This is a genomic window from Nostoc sp. UIC 10630, from assembly GCF_010747425.1.
In the GTDB taxonomy this organism is placed as follows: domain Bacteria; phylum Cyanobacteriota; class Cyanobacteriia; order Cyanobacteriales; family Nostocaceae; genus Nostoc.
The window spans coordinates 1-22,041 of sequence record NZ_JAAGOG010000145.1; the positions used below are offsets into that span (position 1 = coordinate 1).

At 39.4% G+C, this 22,041-nt stretch carries 16 protein-coding genes; 11 read left to right on the forward strand and 5 right to left on the reverse strand.

The window, feature by feature from the left end; translation table 11 throughout:
- Positions 1-40: 40 nt before the first annotated feature.
- Positions 41-814 (forward strand): glycosyltransferase, encoded by a 774-nt coding sequence (locus tag G1O98_RS26685; RefSeq protein ID WP_163934278.1) that lies wholly within the window; start codon positions 41-43, stop codon positions 812-814.
- A gap of 52 nt (positions 815-866) precedes the next feature.
- Entirely contained in the window at positions 867-2,000 is a 1,134-nt protein-coding gene (locus G1O98_RS26690; protein ID WP_163934282.1) for a glycosyltransferase family 2 protein, read from the forward strand.
- Between the two features lie 391 nt (positions 2,001-2,391).
- On the opposite strand, the gene G1O98_RS26695 is transcribed toward G1O98_RS26690, so the two are convergent.
- Both G1O98_RS26695 and G1O98_RS26700 read right to left on the reverse strand, forming a co-directional pair.
- Entirely contained in the window at positions 2,392-3,525 is a 1,134-nt protein-coding gene (locus G1O98_RS26695; RefSeq protein WP_163934286.1) for a hypothetical protein, read from the reverse strand.
- A gap of 28 nt (positions 3,526-3,553) precedes the next feature.
- Positions 3,554-4,084, reverse strand: coding sequence for a hypothetical protein (locus tag G1O98_RS26700; RefSeq protein WP_163934289.1), 531 nt, complete (start codon positions 4,082-4,084; stop codon positions 3,554-3,556).
- 541 nt (positions 4,085-4,625) lie between these two features.
- Between G1O98_RS26700 and G1O98_RS26705 the strand changes: the two genes are divergently transcribed.
- The 4 genes from G1O98_RS26705 (at position 4,626) to G1O98_RS26720 (ending at position 9,782) form a co-directional block, all read left to right on the forward strand.
- A complete protein-coding gene (locus G1O98_RS26705) occupies positions 4,626-7,946 on the forward strand; it encodes a phycobilisome rod-core linker polypeptide (RefSeq protein ID WP_228058382.1) in 3,321 nt (1,106 codons plus the stop codon).
- A 366-nt stretch (positions 7,947-8,312) separates the two neighbouring features.
- Positions 8,313-8,798 (forward strand): allophycocyanin subunit alpha, encoded by a 486-nt coding sequence (gene apcA, locus G1O98_RS26710; RefSeq protein WP_012411145.1) that lies wholly within the window; start codon positions 8,313-8,315, stop codon positions 8,796-8,798.
- Positions 8,799-8,863: 65 nt separating this feature from the next.
- Entirely contained in the window at positions 8,864-9,352 is a 489-nt protein-coding gene (apcB, locus tag G1O98_RS26715) for an allophycocyanin subunit beta (protein ID WP_069068902.1), read from the forward strand.
- 223 nt (positions 9,353-9,575) lie between these two features.
- Entirely contained in the window at positions 9,576-9,782 is a 207-nt protein-coding gene (locus G1O98_RS26720; protein WP_012411143.1) for a phycobilisome linker polypeptide, read from the forward strand.
- 423 nt (positions 9,783-10,205) lie between these two features.
- Here G1O98_RS26720 and G1O98_RS26725 read toward each other — a convergent pair whose 3' ends face one another.
- Positions 10,206-11,207, reverse strand: a complete 1,002-nt coding sequence (locus G1O98_RS26725; protein WP_163934294.1) for a hypothetical protein — start codon at positions 11,205-11,207, stop codon at positions 10,206-10,208.
- 500 nt (positions 11,208-11,707) lie between these two features.
- On the opposite strand from G1O98_RS26725, the gene G1O98_RS26730 reads away from it, so the two are divergent.
- The 5 genes from G1O98_RS26730 to G1O98_RS26750 all read left to right on the forward strand — a co-directional run bounded on the left by G1O98_RS26730 (position 11,708) and on the right by G1O98_RS26750 (position 17,070).
- Positions 11,708-12,475 carry a class I SAM-dependent methyltransferase gene (locus G1O98_RS26730; RefSeq protein ID WP_163934297.1) on the forward strand — a complete coding sequence of 256 codons (768 nt, stop codon included), beginning with the start codon at positions 11,708-11,710 and terminating at the stop codon, positions 12,473-12,475.
- Positions 12,472-13,206, forward strand: a complete 735-nt coding sequence (locus G1O98_RS26735) for an iron-containing redox enzyme family protein (RefSeq protein WP_163934299.1) — start codon at positions 12,472-12,474, stop codon at positions 13,204-13,206. Before G1O98_RS26730 ends, G1O98_RS26735 begins: the two co-directional genes overlap by 4 nt.
- Positions 13,207-13,511: 305 nt before the next feature.
- Entirely contained in the window at positions 13,512-14,063 is a 552-nt protein-coding gene (locus tag G1O98_RS26740; protein WP_163934303.1) for a heme NO-binding domain-containing protein, read from the forward strand.
- A gap of 10 nt (positions 14,064-14,073) precedes the next feature.
- Positions 14,074-15,522: an ATP-binding protein gene (locus G1O98_RS26745; RefSeq protein WP_163934306.1), complete on the forward strand. Its 1,449-nt coding sequence runs from the start codon at positions 14,074-14,076 to the stop codon at positions 15,520-15,522.
- 345 nt (positions 15,523-15,867) lie between these two features.
- Complete coding sequence (locus G1O98_RS26750; protein WP_163934309.1) at positions 15,868-17,070, forward strand: FtsW/RodA/SpoVE family cell cycle protein; 1,203 nt, start codon at positions 15,868-15,870, stop codon at positions 17,068-17,070.
- Positions 17,071-17,138: 68 nt separating this feature from the next.
- Here the strand turns inward: G1O98_RS26750 and G1O98_RS26755 are convergent, their stop codons facing one another.
- Positions 17,139-19,421 (reverse strand): hypothetical protein, encoded by a 2,283-nt coding sequence (locus tag G1O98_RS26755; protein WP_163934311.1) that lies wholly within the window; start codon positions 19,419-19,421, stop codon positions 17,139-17,141.
- A gap of 13 nt (positions 19,422-19,434) precedes the next feature.
- Complete coding sequence (locus tag G1O98_RS26760) at positions 19,435-21,669, reverse strand: hypothetical protein (RefSeq protein ID WP_163934314.1); 2,235 nt, start codon at positions 21,667-21,669, stop codon at positions 19,435-19,437.
- Between the last annotated feature and the right edge of the window lie 372 nt (positions 21,670-22,041).

Here is a 22,041-nt window from a genome sequence, read left to right on the forward strand (position 1 = left end):
TTTCTCGGTGGTAAATAAATTCTTTTAATTTTAAAAAATCATGAATAACCTAATTAAAGTTGATGTAATTACTCTAACAAAAAATTCTTCAAATTGTATACTCAGAACTTTAGATAGTGTTAGCATGCAAGACTATAAATATATAAATCACATTATTATTGACGGACATTCAATAGACGAAACAGTGACTCTTATTAATCAATATAAACATGAGAAAAAAATAACTATGTTTCAGCAAAATGGTATTGGTATTGCTAATGCTTTTAATATAGGATTAATGAAATCATCAGGTACTTTATTGATTTTTTTAAATTCTGGAGATACTTTAGTTAATAAAGCAGTAATTACTAAAATTGTAGATTCTTATATGAAACAAAAATGGCTTTGGGCGTTTGGAGAAACTATCTCTTTGAGCCGTAAGCAATACTTAAAAAGACATATTAAGCAGTATAGTCATTGGAATCAAAGCTTATTTTTATCTCGTAATCCTATTTGTCACCAGTCTACCATTTTCTCTCAAATGCTTATCCAAAAAGTCGGCTTATATGATGAGCGGCTAGCGTTAGAAATGGATTATGATTTTAATATTAGAGCTTCTTTAATTGCTCAACCACACCTGCTATATTTTCCCATTTCTTACTATGACACTACAGGCATATCTTCTATAAAAGTCTTTAAACATTATAAGGTACACAGACAGTTACGTAAGAAATACTTTCCACTATCTCCTATTAATAGCTTCAAAACTGATAGTTTATGCTTTTTAAAAGCATGTATGCGCTTTATAATGATCCCTATAAAAATCTTCTTGTAATTGAAATTGTTATTTCTTCTAAGGTAAATTCAATCTAATAGCTAAATCTAATATGTTAGTTGAACCCAGAGCCAATACTTTTCCTTCTGTAACTGTAGCTATACCAACCTATAACGAGGTAAATTATATAGAAAACCTAATTTTAGGGTTTTTAAGAACAAGTTATCCAAACCTAATCGAGATATTTGTGGCTGATGGTGGCAGTAATGATGGCACTCAAGAAATAGTCAAAAAACTATCATATAAAGATGCACGGGTTCAATTAATATATAATCCTGAAAAAATTCAATCGGCTGGTCTTAATTTAGTTCTATCTGAATGCATCGGTGATGTTTTTATTAGAATTGATGCCCATTCGGACTATGCACCTGACTACATTGAAAGATGTGTCGAGGCTTTACTAGAATCAAAAGCTAACAATGTTGGTGGAGCGCAGCGTTTTGTTGCACAAACTTCCTTCCAAGCTGGTGTTTCCCTTGCATCCAAAAGTTTTCTTGGTAATGGTGGAGCTAAATATAGAAATCCCAACTATACAGGTTATGCGGATACAGTTTATTTAGGATGCTTCTGGAAAAAGAGTTTACTAGAGATACAAGGCTATAATATCGAAGCAAGTTCTAATGAAGATGCTGAATTAAACTTGAGATTAAAAAAGGTATTTGATACAACACAAATTACTAACCAAGATGCTGAATTAAATCAAAGATTAATTTCCCACAATAAACAAGCAATATATATTGACTCCAAAATTCGTGCCTGGTACTACCCTCGAAAAAACTGGAAGTCCTTGTTTATTCAATATTTTAGATATGGCAGAGGTCGCTATTTAACGAGTACAAAACACAAACTCAAATCGCAGTTAAGAGGTTTATTACCTTTTGTATTTATATCTACTGTAATTTTACTTCTGATTGTTGATTTACTGTTTCCCAATCTAGGTCTACCTATAGAAATATTAGTTATAATAGGTTTATTTTTGCCTTTTTTAGAGAGTTTACGAGTTAATTTGGTATATTGGAAAAGCTTTTCTGCCGAAATTTGGCGAGGTAATGAAGATAAAATACCATCATTTTTTAGCCGTTGGTTATTTTGTGGTGTTACTTTATTAAGTATGCCGATTGCTCACTTTTCTGGATATACATATCAATTATTTCGCCAGAAAATTATGGGAGTAAAAAATTGGTAAATTAATATGTGACGCACCTTTTATTTCTTTGCAGAATTTTTAATTTCCTTGCTTTTAATATCCTCTAACTCAAGACGGTCGTCTCCAAACTTATCATCAAATAAGCTGATTTTTGCAACGCTATTAAATTACCCTAATTATATTTTTCAAAACTAAGCAAGAATATGAAGGTTTGCAGATATAGCAATCCTATTTATGTTATGAAAATTAACGAAGTGCCTTCTGGTGTGTCCTCTACACGTAGCGTCTTGTTAGAGAACAGCCCTAAGAAAATAAAGAAAAGCTTTCACGTATAATTTAGGACTGTTATACTTAAGTTTTTAGGAAAAAAGGTTGAAGTGCCTACTCTTTATTTTATTTGGAGAATCTCTAATTATTAGAGAAGGATTTTTTATATCACAATTTGATATAGCAGAACTTCGTAAGCTTTTAAAAGAATACTGAATCCTGCCTCATCAGATAGTTTGGTAATAGGGTTTTGATTAAAAGTAACTAATTTATTAGCTAATTTTTGAGGGAGTTTTACGGTGAGATCAATCTGAGTATCATTGTGATTAACAGCTATCATCACAAAATTTTTAGTATTAGGAATCGAGAATAATTTAACTTCTATATCTGAGTGATTTACTTGTACTTGATTCTTTGAGTCTTCCCCTCTAACAATTGCAGAAACATAATCTCGAAATTCTTGAATAGTAGGATACAAAACTGACTCATTCCAGAAATGTGAAGAGAGGTAGTGTGTCCAAAATAGCAGCCCATCTGCCCCTGTAAGGACTGATAAGTAAAACATATAGCGAAATTCTCTTTTGGTTGGTAGTCGTTTTTTGAACTGATTTTTGCTATAAGCCTGTAGTACGTTCCAAAATTTTTTCTTTTTAACATAAGCTAGAGAAATTACTTTATACAGTGCCTTTCGGTAAGATAATACCCATTCAAATTCTGAAACTCCCTCCTCGCAAGGATAACGATCCCACATCAGTATATCCATGGCATCGGCGTAAGATTCAATTTTTTTAATGTCAGCAAAGACTAAAGCAACTGGCTTAGAATTATCTTCTTCCTTAATAGCTTGGTATATCTTTTTTAATAAATCTGGAGAGAGCGGTGTAGGTTTTTTAATCTCTGGTTCATCATAAAGATACCAACCATAAACAGAAGGATGATTTTTATAAGTACGAATAAAATGTTTTACCCCTAAGATATTTTCTGATTCAACTAGGGGACGATAAATTTCTAATAAAACTTTTACTCCTGCTTTCTTAGAAGTATCCAGAAATGCTTGAATTTTTTCCTTGTCTGCTTCTCCTACATAAGGTATTAATAGATCAATTCCTTTAGAAGATACTTGGGTTGAAACATCAATATTGTAAATGTGGTCATACCAGCCCAAGAAGAAGGGTAAATTCCGTTTCCGATTAACTGTTAAATATTTGGTGGTATTGAAACTCAAAAGAATGCAGCTAGTACTAGCTATTACCAAACCAGGAATCAAGCCTATAAATTTACGTCGCTTTATCAGCATGAAATACCAAATTTAATAATACACTTAATTAAATGTCGCATTGATTAGTTTGGCAATATTTGGCATTATCTATAAACTCTTGCAACTTATTCAAGGGAATTATCTGGAATGATGACCCACCTTGCACCGCCGCCGTGATGTAAGCAAACTTTTGTCCACGATAAAACTGGTCACGTCCAACCTTGGTGGCATACCGAGACTTCTGGAAGTCATTAGCAATATTAGAATTATAAATATTTTGTAACAGTTTCACCGCTTTGGCATTTTTTGTGGTGAATTTGATGCTTGAGTCACCACTCACGGTTATTCCTTCTTTGGTCACTGTCCCATTTTCTTCAGTGACATCAGCATAAAAGTATAATTTTCCTTTTGTTCCCTCGTAGCCGTGGGCTTCACTGTTGTATCTCAAAGTTGGTAGTTGCGAACGAGTCTTTGCCCACTTAACAACGGTGTTGATGTTCTGCTCTGGAAGCGCATTTGCAGGAGTGACGGCTAAAATAACTGCGATCGCAGACAGGGCAACCTTGAATAAATAGTTAAATTTAGAACTTTTGTGCATAGTATTTTCCCGTTAAAGAATACTGATAGCTAAAGCTAAAAAACACCGCAATTTAAGAATTATTTCCAGGGCGGGGTTATTTCGTAATATTCAGTCATCAGTAGCAAAAACAACTTAACATCGACTAATGACTACTGTCCACCGATCATTGCTGAAGGAAATTTAGTTTCAACTAAGATTTTGTAACATTTGCAATAATCGTAGAATGGATACTACCCAAACATCAAAATAGAGGTTTTCAGCATCAGTAGACCATACCTAGCTTATTTCTGAGTTACAAAACTTAGATTTGATCTCAGCCAAACAAGAGTATGTACTCTTGAGACTGGATGTATCTAAGCTACAGGTTCTACACACTTCTTAATAAACCAGCCTTGAGAACGCAAAACGTTCTAATCTAAAAGCTAACTGGGTTAATTTACTGGCAGTTTTGCAGGCAATACTCTCAAGCTCATAAAGCACAGAGACACCGATGTGTCAACCCTCAAAACGACCCAGATTTAACATATATAACGATTATGATGGGAGTTTTACAAAGCCGATGAGTGTTAAGGCGAGTGGTGGAAGCTCAGTTGCGCGTCCGCAACTATATCAAACCCTAGCTGTAGCGACAATTACCCAAGCCGAGCAGCAAGACCGCTTTTTGGGAAGTGGTGAACTAGATGAACTGGCAAGCTATTTTGCATCTGGTGCAAAGCGTTTAGAGATTTCCCAGACGCTTACAGATAATGCCGAGATTATTGTGTCTCGCGCTGCCAACCGGATTTTTGTCGGTGGTTCGCCAATGGCTTTTTTAGAAAAGCCCAGAGAAGCAGAACTAGTAACTGCTGGTGGTGGTGCTAATGTTCAGCAAGGGATGCAACTAGGAACTGTAACCTACGTTGAAAGTCGTGGCGGGTTCCTAGAAAATTTACGATCAATATTTAACTCATCCCCCAGTGGTCCAGTACCCGCAGGTTTCAGACCAATTAACATTGCTCGTTATGGCCCCAGCAATATGGCCAAGAGCTTACGGGATTTATCCTGGTTCTTGCGCTACGCTACTTATGCGATCGTTGCTGGCGACCCCAACATCATAGCGGTGAACACACGGGGTTTGCGGGAAATAATTGAAAATGCCTGCTCTGGTGAAGCAACGCTGGTAGCTTTGCAAGAAATCAAAGCCGGATCGCTTTCCTTTTTCCGCAAGGATGCTGAGGCTACAGCAATTGTGTCTCAGTATATGGATGTTTTGTTAACAGAATTCAAAGCAGCCACACCTTCAAATAAAGTCCGTCAACGTCCCTCTAGCGACCAGCAAGGGTTGCAACTGCCGCAAATTTACTTTAATGCAGCAGAACGCCGTCCCAAGTTTGTGATGAAAACTGGGTTGTCAGCTAGCGAAAAAAATGAAGTCATCAAAGCAGCATATCGGCAAATTTTTGAGCGCGACATTACCCGTGCTTATAGCTTGTCCATATCTGACTTAGAATCCAAGGTGAAAAATGGCGACATCTCCGTGAAGGAGTTTGTTCGTCGTCTAGCTAAATCTCCCCTTTACCAAAAACAGTTTTACCAGCCTTTTATTAACAGCCGAGTCGTCGAACTTGCTTTCCGCCACATTTTAGGGCGGGGGCCAAGTAGCCGGGAAGAAGTGCAAAAATACTTCTCGATTATTTCTAATGGTGGTCTGCCAGCCCTGGTAGATGCCTTAGTAGATTCTGCTGAATACGGCGACTATTTTGGTGAAGAAACAGTACCTTACCTCCGGGGTCTGGGACAAGAAGCACAAGAATGTCGCAACTGGGGGCCGCAGCAAGACCTGTTTAACTACAGTGCGCCTTTCCGCAAAATACCTCAGTTTATTACCACATTTGCTGCTTACGAACAGCCACTACCAGACCAACATCCTTACGGTTCTGGTAATGACCCCTTAGAAATTCAGTTTGGCGCGATTTTCCCGAAAGAAACTCGCAACCCCAGCACCCGTCCGGCCCCTTTTGGCAAAGATACCAAACGCATCCTGATTCACCAAGGGGCAGGGATTAATAACCAAAATAGTAATCCCAAAGCACGGGGTGAAGCTCCTGGTACTCTTGGTCCCAAGGTGTTCAAATTAGACCAACTACCTGGTACAAGAGGTAAAAAGGCTGCCAAAAATTCTAGCGTCAGATTCTCCGAAAGCTCAACACAAGCAGTGATTAGAGCTGCTTATCTGCAAGTTTTTGGTCGCGATCTTTACGAAGGTCAGCGCCCGAAGGTATTAGAAATTAAGCTGGAAAACGGCGACATCTCTGTACGTGAGTTTATCCGTGCTTTGGCTAAGTCTGATGTATTCCGCAATCTGTACTGGTCATCGCTCTATGTTTGTAAAGCGATCGAGTATATTCACCGCCGCTTGTTGGGTCGTCCGACTTATGGTCGTCAAGAAATCAACAAGTACTTTGACATTGCTTCCAAACAAGGCTTTTACGCCGTCGTTGATGCCATCATTAACAGCGTAGAATACAGCGAGGCATTTGGTGAAGATACAATTCCTTACGAACGGTATCTGACTCCCGGTGGTGTATCAGGGCGGCAATTGCGCGTTGGTAGCATTCGTGAAGATGTTGCTGCAAAAGTTCAGAAGGAAGTAACGCCAAGCTTTGTGACATTGGGTACAGTCACAGAAAAACGGTCAGAACCAGATATTCAGTTCCGTATTAACCAAGGTGTTAGCAAGCAACGCGAACAAACCAAAATCTTCAAACTGGTTTCCAATACCAGTGACAAAGTTGCAGTAAAAACCTTGATTAGCGCTGCCTATCGTCAGATTTTTGAGCGCGATATTGCACCCTACATCGCTAAAAATGAATTTACGGCGTGGGAAAGCAAGTTGGGTAACGGCGAAATCAGTGTGAAGGAATTTATTCAAGGTTTGGGCTACTCTAACCTCTACCTGAAAGAATTCTACACACCCTACCCCAACACAAAAGTGATTGAGTTGGGAACAAAACACTTCTTGGGACGTGCGCCATTAGACCAGGCAGAAATACGTAAGTATAACCAAATTTTGGCTACTCAAGGGATTCGTGCCTTTATTGGTGCTTTGGTAGATAGTGTGGAATATAACCAGGTATTTGGTGAAGATACGGTTCCTTACCGTCGCTTCCCAACCCTACCTGCGGCAAACTTCCCGAATACCGAGAAGCTGTACAACCAGCTGACCAAGCAAAATGATGACGTAGTTGTGCCTAGCTTTAAACCCGTGCAAGCACGTGTAGGAGTTAGTAACGATACGACACTTTTGACACAGGCGATCGCAGATATAGCAGCCCAAACAAACGGTATCAACAAGAGCAAGCCCGCTTTTGCTGAACTGGGTCGTTCCTACAACGATGGTAGCGGACAACCCGTAGAACTGGGTGTGCGTAAACATGCACGCATTTACCGTCTAACAGAAACCGCAAACCAAGCCGAAACACAACAGGCAATCAACGCCATTTACTGTCAGGTATTGGATGTATTTAGCGGTGAAGTGCCTGATAATTTCCGCCGTACTGACCTAGACAACAAACTCCAGAATGGTGAAATTTCCGTGCGGGAGTTTGTGCGTGAGCTGGCTAGTTCCGAAATCTATCGTCAGCGCTTCTTGTCACCTTATCCTCATGCCAAGGTCATTGAGTTCCTTTTCCGTCACCTGTTGGGGCGTACACCCGCAGATCAGGAAGAAATTCGCCAGTATAACCAGCTGCTAGCTGATAGTGGTTTGTCGGCTGCTGTAGAAGCAATAGTCGAAAGCCCAGAATATAGCCGCTACTTCGGTGAATATGTTGTGCCTTACAACCGCTTCCCATCTTTGCCAATAGGTAATTACTTAGGCAGTGTACAGGCGGCTGAGTAGAGATTGAACACTGGGGACTTGGGACTGGGAATTTAATTTTTTCCCAATTCCCAATTCTCCTTTGTAACCTTTCGTAATATCACTCTCAGATTACAGCTAAAACAGGGAATTCTGAAAGGTAATATTACAAAGTGTTAAGAGCAGTCATAAATGCTCAACAGAATGCCGGAAAATGTTTTGCGGAAGGTAACTGAGTTTAAAAGCTTGTGTACTTGTGTTGACTCAAGAAAACTCGTAATTAATTAGCCGTAGCAGTTATCAAACTGTTGTGTCTAAAAGAACGAGAGAACAAACTCAGTAAACCAAATTTAGAGTCTCACCAGTTTAATCAAATCCTGGTTTCATTTGTATTGGAGGAATCCATTAATGAGTATCGTCACGAAAGCTATCGTGAATGCTGACGCAGAAGCTCGCTACCTCAGCCCTGGTGAATTGGATCGGATCAAATCCTTTGTTGCCAGTGGTGAACGCCGCGTGCGGATTGCTCAAATTTTGACAGAAAATCGTGAGCGGCTGGTTAAGCAAGCTGGCGATCAATTGTTCCAAAAGCGTCCTGATGTTGTGTCTCCTGGTGGTAACGCTTACGGTCAAGAATTGACTGCTACTTGTCTGCGTGACCTAGATTACTACCTCCGCCTCGTTACCTACGGTATCGTTGCTGGTGATGTTACACCGATTGAAGAAATTGGTGTTATCGGTGCCCGTGAACTGTACAAGTCCTTGGGAACCCCTATTGATGGTGTTGCTGAAGGTATCCGTGGACTGAAGAATGTAGCTACTACATTGCTGTCTGGTGATGATGCTTCTGAAGCTGGTACCTACTTCGATTACCTAGTTGGTGCCCTGCTATAGGGTGATGCTGTTTCCCTGCCGAAACAGAAGTATTGCAATACGGTTGGAAATAAGGAATTAACAACATGGCTCAAGACGCAATTACCGCTGTCATTAACTCCGCAGACGTTCAAGGTAAATACTTAGACAGCTCTGCTTTAGAAAAACTAAAAGGCTACTTCGCTACTGGCGAACTGCGGGTACGTGCTGCTAGCACCATCAGCGCTAACGCTGCTGCGATCGTCAAAGAAGCTGTAGCAAAATCTTTGCTATACTCTGACATCACCCGTCCCGGCGGCAACATGTACACCACCCGCCGCTATGCTGCTTGCATCCGTGATTTGGACTACTACCTCCGCTATGCCACCTACGCTATGTTAGCTGGCGATCCTTCCATTTTGGATGAGCGTGTATTAAATGGCTTGAAAGAAACCTACAACTCCTTAGGAGTTCCCGTTGGTGCTACCGTGCAAGCTATCCAAGCAATCAAGGAAGTAACTGCTAGCTTGGTTGGTTCTGACGCTGGTAAGGAAATGGGCGTTTACTTAGACTATATCTCTTCTGGCTTAAGCTAAGAGCTAGTTTGCGCTTAAGAATTTAGGTGCGGCTTTATTAAGGTCTGGAAATCAACCGTGAGTGCTAGAACGTTATATTGCTTATCTTGGTAAATTATCAGTGATGAGTGTTGGTGGTCTAGTATTGATGTTTGATTTCCAGCCTTGGAATGATTAAAAGATTTGCACTCAAGATTTTGAGATAAAAAAAGTTTTCACAAAGTTTACAGGAGATTTTCAAAATATGTCCCGTTTGTTTAAAATTACTGCTCTAGTTCCCAGCCAAACCCGAATTCGTACCCAACGCGAACTGCAAAATACTTACTTCACTAAGCTAGTTCCCTATGAAAACTGGTTCCGTGAACAACAACGTATTCAAAAAGCAGGCGGCAAAATTATCAAAGTGGAACTGGCAACTGGTAAGCAAGGTGCTAATACTGGCTTGTCGTAATTTTGTAAATAGAATATTATTTTAGGGAATTGGTAAGAGGTTGAAAAAGACCTCTTTTTTGTTGAGAATTAATATTACAAAAAATCTGTTTTCTATTTCGGAAAATTAGACTATCGCAAAATTTATGAATCTAGGTCTATGGGTGATAAAAATTGATAAACAGGTCTAATACCAGACCTCTTTTTTTATTACTTAGGGCTTACTGAATAGAAGTGTAATATAGACCAGATAAGGGTTTTAAGCCTTTTTCAAACAAACAAGTGCAAGGTTATAACATTGAGAGTCTCAAAACCCTTGCACAATCGCTAGCGATCGCTGGGTAAATTTGGAAACTGAGCGATGAAACAACTATTTTGTCAGATGTGTAGCTTCTAGATTTGCTTGAGAGACTTATTCAGCAAGCCCTACTTATATTTCTGAAAGTTAAGAGTTGAACATTTCTATAAGGCGATAACCACGAGTATATAGCGGAACTGGAGCGCTAGAATTCTGTTTTTTCCTGGCTTGTTCACAACTTTCATCAAACACAATTAGCGTTTCTTGACCAACTTTTAGCCAGTCTTCATAAGGCACGCTCATATCTTCTTCAACACCACCAAGACTAGGTGCTACCATTAACCGGTAGGCTTCATTGAATTTCCTCCGAAACCGGAAATCTACAGAAATTCTTAGACCTTCAGTTTTCCTTCTTACTGTTTGGTGCAATCCACGAGCATCATTAAAGTACATCGTGCCATGTTGCAGTTGTGCTTCTGTATAGGAGACAACCATTGGAACATCCCGGCCTTCATCGAAGTCTGACATCACTTGCATAGACTGTAGTTCAATCTCGCGCGGCATCTCACCTGCTTCAATGGTTATATTATCGATGTCGCCAAATAGTGGCAGAACTACTACAGTCGCATCAGCAGCAACACCTGCCCAGACATCACTATGGCATTTTGAGCTAGCGAAGGGCAAACTCAATTTTTTTGCATCAGTTTTACCATAAACTATGCGGAGATTGACTGGTAAATCTACTGCATCAATCAGTTCATTTGCTCCTAGTTGGTAGAAAGCCTCAGCGACACTTTTTTGAAAGAGGTTAAATACTAAAGTATGTTCTCGCTTGGGCATCAAAAGACCAGTACCGGTGTAGTTCGGTAATGTATTTCTTGCTTCCAGTAGTCGTTCCAGCATTTCAGCTTCTGAAAGAATTATGTGACTATTCAGACACGCTGAAATATAACCAGCAGCAGCAATGCGGATCTGCTGGAACAACTCAGCCTTTAATGTGTGTTCAAACAATAATCGGTACTGTCGTCTTGTAGCAATTTTATCAGCAAGCTCATCAAAGAGTCGATCTCCAAGTTGAGAGAATGCGATCGCCCGATCGTATTCTACGCGATCGCCCACTACTGACTTGGCTAACAGTTCTTCTAACATGATCTCTTCCAAGGTTATTCTAAATTATTTAAATCACTCATACATCCCAAGCCATTTCATTTTAAAAACGATCTGACTATTACAACCTAACAAGATTATTCTCCTTATACTTCGTAAAATATACTGTTTACTTTCTATTTTTTATCTTGATTTAAAGAGTTAATTTTAACCAGATTAGTAAAGTATATGTAAAGGTAAGGTTTAAACCTCAAAGTATTTATGTGTGAAATAGGCATTAACTAAGTATTCCGAAAACTTCATGAAGCCTAATTATATTAAACTTTTTATATTTGAAGAAATTAAAAAGTTTAGAATATTTGAACTAGGTTGTATCTTGAAAACTATGCTTTTTTAACACAAAATTAACCAGAAAACAAAAATCAGTAAAATCAACATTAGCATTAAATTAGCAAAATGTTAAAACATATACAGTATTTAATTCTTACTAAACCCCGATTGGTTAAAAGCAACATAAATCTAATATAAATAGATAGTTAAAAATGTCAAATAATCACAAAGACTCAACTATAAACTTATACAATCACACAGCATCAGACTGGATTAGAGGAGAACCTAGTTCTCTCTCAGACTTTACAGCACGCCCTTCTGTACTAGAGCTTTGTGAGCCTGTTAGTGGACTGCGAGTAGTTGATATAGGTTGTGGAGAAGGTTATTGCAGTCGAGAATTACATAGGCGTGGTGCTGCACAAGTATATGGAATAGACCTTTCCCAAGGCATGATTGAAGCCGCAAAGTTGCAAGAAGTAGAACATCCTTTAAGTATTAGCTACGAAGTAGGATGTGCTACCAATCTCAAGCAGTTTGATGATGGCGAAATTGACTTAGTTGTTGCAGTATTTCTATTTAACTATTTGACAATTTCTCAAACCCAAGAATGTATGGCAGAAGTTGCACGCATTCTTCGTCCCGGCGGTCGATTTGTATTTAGCGTTCCCCATCCATCTTTTCCATATATGCGGGAGGCAGCATATCCGTTTTATTTTCAAGTTGAGGGTGCAGGCTATTTCAGTAAGCGAGATCAGCAGTTTCCTGGTCGTATTTGGAAACGAGATGGCTCCTGGTTAAATGTCCAATTGATTCACAAAACTCTTGAAGATTATTTTAATGCCCTTAGAATTGGTGGCTTTAATACTATGCCAATTTTACAGGAATTGCGTGTAACTTCAGAACATATCGCAGTAGACAAATCATTTTTTAGCCCCTTACTTGACCAACCACTTCATCTAGCCCTACAAATATTACGATGACACAGACATCTTCTTTAGTGATAAATTCCTTCCGTGAAATAACGGTTAATCATCCTCTATGGAGCCATGAATTCCTAATCCGTTGTCGAACTGAAAATTTATTTTTACCAGACGTACAGATACTAGCTGTTCAGATGTACAAATTCTCCAAAGAATTTAATCGGATTTTAGCTAGTATCTTATCTTGTTGCGAAGATGAAAGTAGTCAGTTAGTCATCTTAGAAAACCTCTTTGACGAAATGGGACAAGGAGATATAACTCAGTCCCACCCAGAGTTGTTTCGTCAATTTACCCGCGCCCTTGGTATCGACGACGAAACTTTGGCAGCACTACCCACTGCACCTGAAACTTGTGCCCTGATTGAAACTTACTTGCAGATACCACATAAATATGGCTACTTAGCTGCACTGGGTGCTGTCTGTTATGCTTCCGAAGGGATTGTTAGCTCACTCTACACGCAACTATATAAAGGAATTATTGGTGCTACTCCCTTACCCAAAGAAGCCCTGATCTTTTTTGAAGTCCATATTGATGTAGATGATAGTCATGCAGCAAAGCTAGCAGCAGTGATTGAACCTCGAATTACCATGAATGAGGAGGATATCAAGGTAAAACTGGCTATTTTAGAAGCTATGGATGCGCGTGTCCAATTTTTTAATGGAATTCAGCGTCAAATCTCTAAATACAGCTTGTATCCTGATTCATGGGTGCATTTTGATGTATTGCTGTAGTATTGTGTCAAGTTTAAATTGATGGGTAAACAAGTTTGTAGTAAGGACTTTAGTGCTTACTACAAATCCTCAAAACTAGCTGGGCAAAGCAATAAGTAAAAATACGGTTGTAACAATAAGGATTTGTAGCATTAGAATACAAACAGTTTTACTTGTTTTTTTGGGATTTTAAATCTGTAAATAAAGCATTTTCAAAGTATAACTATAGAAAATTTTGTCATTAAAATAATCTTTTTAAGAAATTAGTTGTCGAGTCTTGGGCAAATTCACAAAGCAAAATTAGGTGTAGTCATCAGGAGGCTTCCATGTACGGTTTAGTGAACAAGGCGATTCAAGACATGGTATGCAGTCGTTTTGGCGAAGAGACTTGGAAACAAATTAAGCACAAAGCAGAGGTGGACATAGATGTTTTCCTCAGTATGGAAGGCTATCCCGATGACATCACCCACAAGTTGGTAAAAGCAGCTAGTGTGGTTCTAAGTTTATCTCCCAAACAAATTATGCAAGCCTTTGGGGAATTCTGGGTTCAGTACACAGCCCAAGAAGGCTATGGTGAAATGCTGGACATGAGTGGAGATACATTGCCTGAGTTTTTAGAAAACCTCGACAATCTTCATGCTCGTGTAGGAGTTAGCTTTCCTAAACTCCAGCCCCCATCATTTGAGTGTACTGATATGGAGGAAAATTCTCTAAGTTTACACTATCGTTCTGATCGAGAAGGGCTAACTCCAATGGTTATTGGTCTAATCAAAGGATTGGGAACAAGGTTTGATACAGAAGTTCATATTACCCAAACCCAGAATCGGGATGAAGGTGCTGAACATGATGAATTTTTAGTGATTTATAAACCAAATTGAGTGTAGCAGCATGGCTCCTCCTCACCTTACGCTTTCACCAGAGTTACTGGCGAAAGCTTTTCCCTTCCACTTCGCATTTAGCCGTAATCGTGAAATTGTACAAACTGGTGAGGTCTTGGGACGCATTAGTCCTGAGCCATTAGTTGGTAAATTGATTGAGCAACATTTTCAAATTAACCGTCCAAAGATTCTGATTGATTTTGATGCTATTAGTAAACAGCCTCGTGCCCTATTTATTTTAGAGTTTCTCCACAATGGAATGCAGCTCAAGGGTCAGATGATGTATCAACCAGAGGAGGAGGTAATATTTTTTTTAGGTTCTCCCTGGATTACAGATACAACTAGCTTGGCTCCTTTGGGTATCAAACTCAAAGACTTTGCGATTCACGACCCAATAGTTGATTTTCTGTTTTTACTACAATCTCAAAACACCGCTTTGGGTGATGCCAAAAAGTTAACAAGCGAACTGAAACAACAAAGGGCACAACTGCGGAGTGCGCTGCAAATTAAGGAGAATCTAGCGGAAATTGCTGAGGCTCAGGCTAAAAGATTGGAAAAATCCCTCCGGGAGCTACAGCAAACTCAAGCCCAATTGGTTCAGGCTGAGAAAATGTCCAGCCTTGGGCAGTTGGTTGCAGGAGTTGCTCACGAAATTAACAACCCCGTTAACTTTATTTACGGGAATTTAAAATATACAAAAGATTATACACAGTGTTTGCTAAAGCTTGTGCTTCTTTACCAGCAATTTTATGCCAATCCTGTGCCAGAAATTAAAGAATGCATTAATGAAATCGAATTAGATTTTTTACTAGATGATTTGCCCAAAATTCTAGATTCGATGCAAGTAGGAGCCGAAAGGATCTCTGAAATTGTCTTGTCTCTGCGGAACTTCTCTCGTCTTGATGAAGCAGGAATGAAAAAGGTTGATATTCACCACGGACTAGATAGTACCTTGCTGATTTTACAGAATCGGTTTAAGAATAGCGTAGATCATCCTGAGATCAAAGTAGTTAAAAACTATGGAAACTTGCCTTTGGTAGATTGCTACGCCGGACAACTCAATCAAGTGTTCATGAATATTATCAGTAATGCCATCGATGCACTCGAAAGCCATAATGATAAACGCGCGATCGCAGAAATTCTTGCCAGTCCGAATATAATTACAATTATTACAGAAGTCATTGAAACGAACTGTGTTATCCGAATTGCTGATAATGGTTCAGGAATGACAGAAGCAGTTAAGGAACGACTGTTTGATCCATTTTTCACAACTAAGCCTGTGGGTAAGGGTACAGGACTAGGTTTGTCAATTAGCTATCAAATTGTAGTTGAAAAACATGGGGGAACACTGAAATGTGTATCAGAACCCGGGCAGGGCACTGAATTCTGGATTGAAATTCCCCTCTCTATGGACACACAAGCAGTTGATTGCGTCAAATCGTTGAGTTATGTTTTATGAATTATGAGAATTAAGAAATGCTTGCACTGGGAGAGAAGCACTAACCATTTATTTTTTAACTCTCTGAATTCTCAATTGTTTTTAAAACTACTGCGTTTAATGTATAAAATATTGTTTTAGTTTACGTGTAGTGATGCCATCTCTATGGGATGGTAAGCATAGCTTGTTTCGTCTAAGGGTATGGCATTCATAGCCAACCAAATTTGTCAAAAATATTTAACTAACGGTGTATTGAAGTTAACAACTCTAAGATTTATGGTTGCAAAGCTTACTTATGAGTTATAAGTTATGATTTATGAGTTTTATTTCTAACTCCTAATTCCTAACTTTTTACCTGTACTGCTCGTGAATCTACGCCGCCTGATTCCAATTTTTGATAGTTCAGTCTCCAACTGGGCACTAGAAGCGCGTTTGTTGCGCTGGTTAACTTTGATTTGGCTGTTTGTCGGCTTGATAATGCTATTTTCAGCATCCTATCCCGTCGCTGACGCACGTCAGAGTGATGGACTGTACTACTTTAAGCGTCAACTACTTTGGGTCTTAGTTTCTTTAATCGGATTTAATATTATTGTTAATTTGCCGTTGCAGAAAATTTTGGGAGTATCCCATTGGTTTTTGTTGCTGTTTTTGGCATTAATTTTCGTCACACTAATCCCAGGATTGGGAAAAAAGGCTTTTGACGCAGCCCGTTGGATTGCGATCGGGCCAATTCCTATTCAACCTTCAGAATTAATTAAACCCTTTTTGGTGCTGCAAAGTGCGCGGCTTTTTGGTCAGTGGGAACGTATCAGTTGGCGGGTTCGCTTTGCTTGGTTGGGTATTTTTGGTTTGGTACTTTTAGGAATTCTTGCCCAGCCCAACTTAAGTACAACAGCACTTTGCGGTATGACTATTTGGCTAATTGCTCTCGCGGCTGGCTTACCTTACAAGTACCTGGGAGGAACAGCAATTGGCGGAGTAATGTTGGCGATACTCAGTATTAGCATAAAAGAGTATCAGCGTAAGCGGGTGATGTCATTCCTCAATCCTTGGGCGGATGCTACAGGAGATGGCTACCAGTTGGTGCAAAGTCTACTAGCTGTGGGTTCTGGTAAAACTTGGGGAGCCGGGTTTGGGCTTTCTCAACAAAAACTGTTTTATTTACCCATTCAGGATACCGATTTTATTTTTGCCGTGTTCGCTGAGGAGTTTGGCTTTGTTGGCAGTATGGTGTTGTTGGCACTTTTAGCTACATTCGCCACCCTAGGATTAATTGTGGCGCTGAAGGCTAAAAATATAGTGCATCGATTGGTAGCGATCGGCGTAACGATTTTGATGATAGGACAATCACTGCTCCATATTGGTGTGGCTACAGGTTCTCTACCAACTACAGGCTTACCTTTACCCATGTTTAGTTATGGTGGTAATTCTATGATTGCTAGCTTAATAGCTGCTGGGTTGCTGATTCGGGTAGCACGCGAGAGTAATGAAGCTGAGGTAGTACCGTTACGAAAACCCCTGTTTCAAAATGGGCGAAGACATCGAGGTTTTCAGAAAAATAAGAATTGAGTTAGTTGGAAATAGGGCAAGCAACCTTTCACAGCCTATTTAGAATGTGCCTAAGAGCCTGATAAAATTTACCTGAGAGGTAAGGGGCTTTGAAATGGGTTAGGTGGAATTGGGTTAATGCTAGGTATAGGAGTAGGTACTACTTTTTTAAGGACTGTGATTACAAATCCTTTTTGCTGGGGCGGTTGCTTATTAGATATATCATTAACTTGCAGCGTGATTTGAGGTGGGAAGGCTAGATTAACTGGAAACTGCTTTGAGTCACTTAATGCAACTTCATCGCCGTATGGCAAAAGTTTAACTTGAATATTTTCTTTTTCCCCTTCTACTCTCCAACTTAGGGTAGCAGTTGTTCCTTCATTGAGAACCAGATTTGGTTGATCGCTACCGTTGATTGTGAAAGAAACAATCCTAAATGGTTTTGGTAAAATTTCTATTTTAGATTCAGTCTTTTTAAAACTAGTTTTTTGACTTCCATTAGAAAAAGCTTTGATTTGAAAGGCAAATTTTCCTGCTTTATATGCAGGTATAGGGATATTTATACATCGTAGCTCTTGATTTTGTTGTGTACATAGCTTTTTAAGCTTAGGGTCTGTAAGATTACCTTGATTAATTTTATAAGTAATTGGTTCGCCGTAAGATGTTTCATCATCTGCACTGCCACCAATTTGAATTTGTTGCAGCAGTAATGGACGTGCGATAGTCCAACTTAAAAGAATATTTTGACCTTTTGTATACTGTGGTTTATCTGTTTGAAAATTAACAACTTCAGCAATTGGTTTCTCAGCTATTTCTACTTGGGTTGTTTGGGTTGCTACTTGATTATTTCGAGAAAATAATTGTATACCATTTTGATAAGAGGCTTGTAACTGAAAAGTGTAATTTCCTTTTGTTTTCACTCCAGTTTTGACGTTACTACAAATAAGCTCTTGTCTTTCTTGTATCTGACAAAGAGGTGTACTTCCCTTACCCAGTGCTTCAGGAATGCCATTGCTAAAGTCATAAATAATAGGCTCAATGGGTTGGGAACCTTTAGCCGTCAGAACCAACTTTTGCAATTGTTTATAGTGGTGAATCTCCCAGTTCAAAGCAACCTCATCACCTTCAGTAATTTGAGAGTCTTTTGCACTAAAATTTTCTAATTTCAAAGGATCGGGATTTAAAATTCGCCAAAGGATAAATCCTATTCCTCCTAATAATCCCAAAATTGCCAAAATTAACAGAATAAATTGCCACAAAGGACGGGGTTTCCATACCAAGCTGCCTTGAGGCAATGTGTTAGGTAGGGGTAAATTTTTTTGGTCTTTGATGTCGAGTTGAAAGTTAACCACTAACCCTGCCCCAAACCACGGTTTACGCCACCAAGGTCTGGGTTTGACCGTCAAGTTGACCACAGCACTTCTATTCGGTAATAATCTTATTTCAGTCGGATCAAATTTGTAAGTATATAGTTCTTCTTCGTCTCGACTTTTTAAGCTTAATATCAGTTCGCGGACAATATTACCCTGGTTTGCTAGTGATAATTCATATTTGCCTAGACTACGGCTAACTTGTCCCAAAATCGTATGAAGTTCTATATCTAAGCGATAATTTGTCGGAATTTGAATGTACACCAAGTCTAGCAGTACTAAATCGGGAGAGTTCTCCGAATACAAGCGGATTGTCGGAGAATAGCTTCCTGCGAGTGTATCTCCAGGTGGGTGAAATTTCAACAATATTTGACCTTTAGTGCCAGGGTTGAGTTCTAGGGCAGTAGCTTCCGACACCAATCCAGAACCCTCGTATCCACTTGCGGGGTAATTAATTGTGAACCAGTTTTCGTCTAAGTCGGGACAACTCAAACGGAACCTATCGACAAGATAAGAGCGATTATCAACTATAACCTCTACTTGCAGAGGCTCACTAGGATTGAAAATTAGCGGCTTGTTGGGGTTGGTGTTAGGTCTAATGGAAAATGTCGGGTCATTCACCCGAATTGCAGTCTGTTCTTGTAGCAGAACCTTAATTTGGTTTGGGAAGGTTATGGGTGTATCTTGAGGATAATGTAGAGGTGAATCTACGACTAATGTATAGTCATAGGTTCCGGGAAGAGTGTTTGCGGCAATTTGAAACTCAAATTTTACTTCGTCGCTATTCTGTTGGGAAGCTAATGCTAAACTTTCTCTGGGAGAACTAGACCAACCGGTTAAATTTTGAAATACTTCGTCAAAAACAAAATGTAAGTCAATAACCGCATCTTGGTCTCCTTGATTGATTACAACAACATAGAGTTCAATGGTATCTCCTGGCATTCCAAATTGAATTCCAGGTGGGTTGATAATAACTTGCAGTGGATTGAATTTAGCTTGCATGTCATTGACTCTCTTATTTGATGCGGTGTAGTTTGACTTGAAAATCTTCACCACCACTAACAATCATGGTTCCTTGATTAGTTTTCAAATCGATACTATTGATTTTTTTAGCGCTTTGATAAATTGTTTTACCTTCTGCTGCTTTTATTTTGTCGAGCTTATGTTCGGGAGTTAAGTACCAAAGCACCACTCGTCCATCATCGCCACCACTTACTAGCAAACCACCATCATCACTAAATGCTAGACTACGCACAGATGTTTTTGATGCTGGCCAGCGATCTATTGGCGAACAATTGAGTTCATTAACTTTTTCCTGCAGATTGGGATTTTTGAGAGTTTGGCACTGATTCAAATTCCAAATCGTAATGAATCCCGCAGAATCGGAAGTTGCTAGTATTTTTTCTGTGGAGTTAGGAACAAAAGCCAATCCCCAAATATAGTCTTCACGCCCAACTAATGGGTCTAGTTTTTCTAGATTTTGCACTGATAAACTTGGGAATTTTTTATCGGATTGAGTTGGGTTCCACTGCCACAAGATAAAACGCTTAAAGTTTCCGGCAATTACTAGAGTTTTAGCATCTGGGCTGAGATTTAATGCCCGGACTTGGAAACCTGATAGTTTCAATGTACTTTGTACGTCGATAACTTGCGGTTCTGGCAGAAAATCGCTGTTAGGCGCTGATCTTGACCATACTCTAACTTTACCACTGCCATAGCCACTGAATAAGTTAAGTGAGTTTGAAGTGAAAGCTAGGTCAAAGACGCGATCGCCTTTTGCTTTAGGATCTTTAAAGTCTTGAAGTTCGCTAATCTTTAAACCTGATGGTACATCTCTAAGTTCAATTAAACCATTATCGAGACCAACGGCAACACGATCATTTTGTAATGGCATGAAGCGTAAGACTTCTACAGCATCATCAGTAATCGCCATTAAACCTTTAGGCTGTTGCCGTTGGTCACAAGCTACGGGTTGCCCAGCGTATGTTACTGTGTCATCGGGGTTCAAGCTGTCAGCAGCAATTCTCCAAAGTCTTAATGTGCAATCATCTGAGCCACTGACCACAGATAAACCAATACCACTAAAGCGTATTGAGTTTACAGAACGTGTATGCATTATATCTCTTGGTTGCAGTATTAATGCTAGGAGTGCAGCTAAGAGTGCGATCGCAGCTAGCTGTAGCCATAGAGGTATAATTGGTAGAGCCTCAACTTCTAATGTCTGCGTGGCAGGGTCTGTACTCCCTAAACGTTGGTCGGATAATTCAGATTTAGCCTCTAATAAAAGAGTTTTACCGATTCCGACCCAAGGGCGTTTTGTTTTAACATCAAGGATAACCTTACTTGTCTCTCCTAAATGGAGATTGGCATTTTCAGGAAGCTTTTTGAAAGTACATTTTCGCCAGTCTCTACCCTGTACCTGGACATTAATTTGCTGGTTGAGGTTGCTAGCGTTTTTAAATAGTAATTCAAAGGAAGCTGTATCAGATTTCCAGTCAGGCAACCATGCCGATTTACTAGGAATTTTGAGGTGTTTTTCAGTGGTGGTAAAGTCTATAAAACCTACTGGTAAGACTTCAATGTTGCCTTCAGCACTGGTTGGATAACCATTATTGCTAACAGCTTCAATAGTAAAAGGGTAATTTTGACTGGGCGCTTGCACTACAGAAGGAGGTTGACATTGAAATGTGGCTTCTGCTAATCCACCTGGATCTAAAGATAATCGGCGTTCTGCACTACCTGTTAGCCAGGATGGATCAACGCCTGTAAAACGTAGCCCCACATCAGTTGGTTGTTGCCCCAAGTTCCGCACCCGCACTGGTATATCTACTGAATTGCGGGGATAAACTTGGAACTCTCGCACAGGCAATTCGACACTTAAGTGTGTTGGTCTGTTATCTCGTTCGATTTTCAGACGTAGCACAAGTCTGCACTGTTGTGCTAATTGCGGCGAAAAAATATTCACCATCAGGTTGACAGTACCGACAAATCCTGGAATGGGTGTATTAAATATGAAGACTTGAAATATGGTACTGCTTCCTGGTGGTTTAGCTGCTGCTACCTCTGGTTCGAGTCGATACCATCGGTATCCAGTGTTCCGGGTTTCTCCGGCGGCGGTAATTTCTACCTGAAAATTGACAAAGCGATCGCTGTCATTATTAACAGTTACCTCAAATGATACAGGAGTATCACCTGGACGAAAAGTTAGGTTCTGAGTAGAAAGGCTGGCATTAATAACACTTTTTTCCATGCTATTATTTATACTATTTTATTATTTTCCATGACTAATACTATTAAAAAATTAATATCTGCGAAAAAGTGACAATCGTTTTTTGGTTTGATTATTCAAATGTATATATTCAATATTGTGTAATAAATTTCTCAATTGATAAAAGTCATTTTCATAAAAGCTATATAGTATATTCAAATAGAAATTTATCAATTGGATATCTGTCGTAATTCCCAATAAAGCTTGATAACCCAAGTTTATGGGCGAAAAATTGGGTGTTTCTGATAAAACTACCACAAAAACTGATTTTTAGTACCCATACCAAATCTTTATTACTTTCTCTTATAAACATCTGACGCTAACGACGAAGCAAGAAATGTATATCTAGGTCGA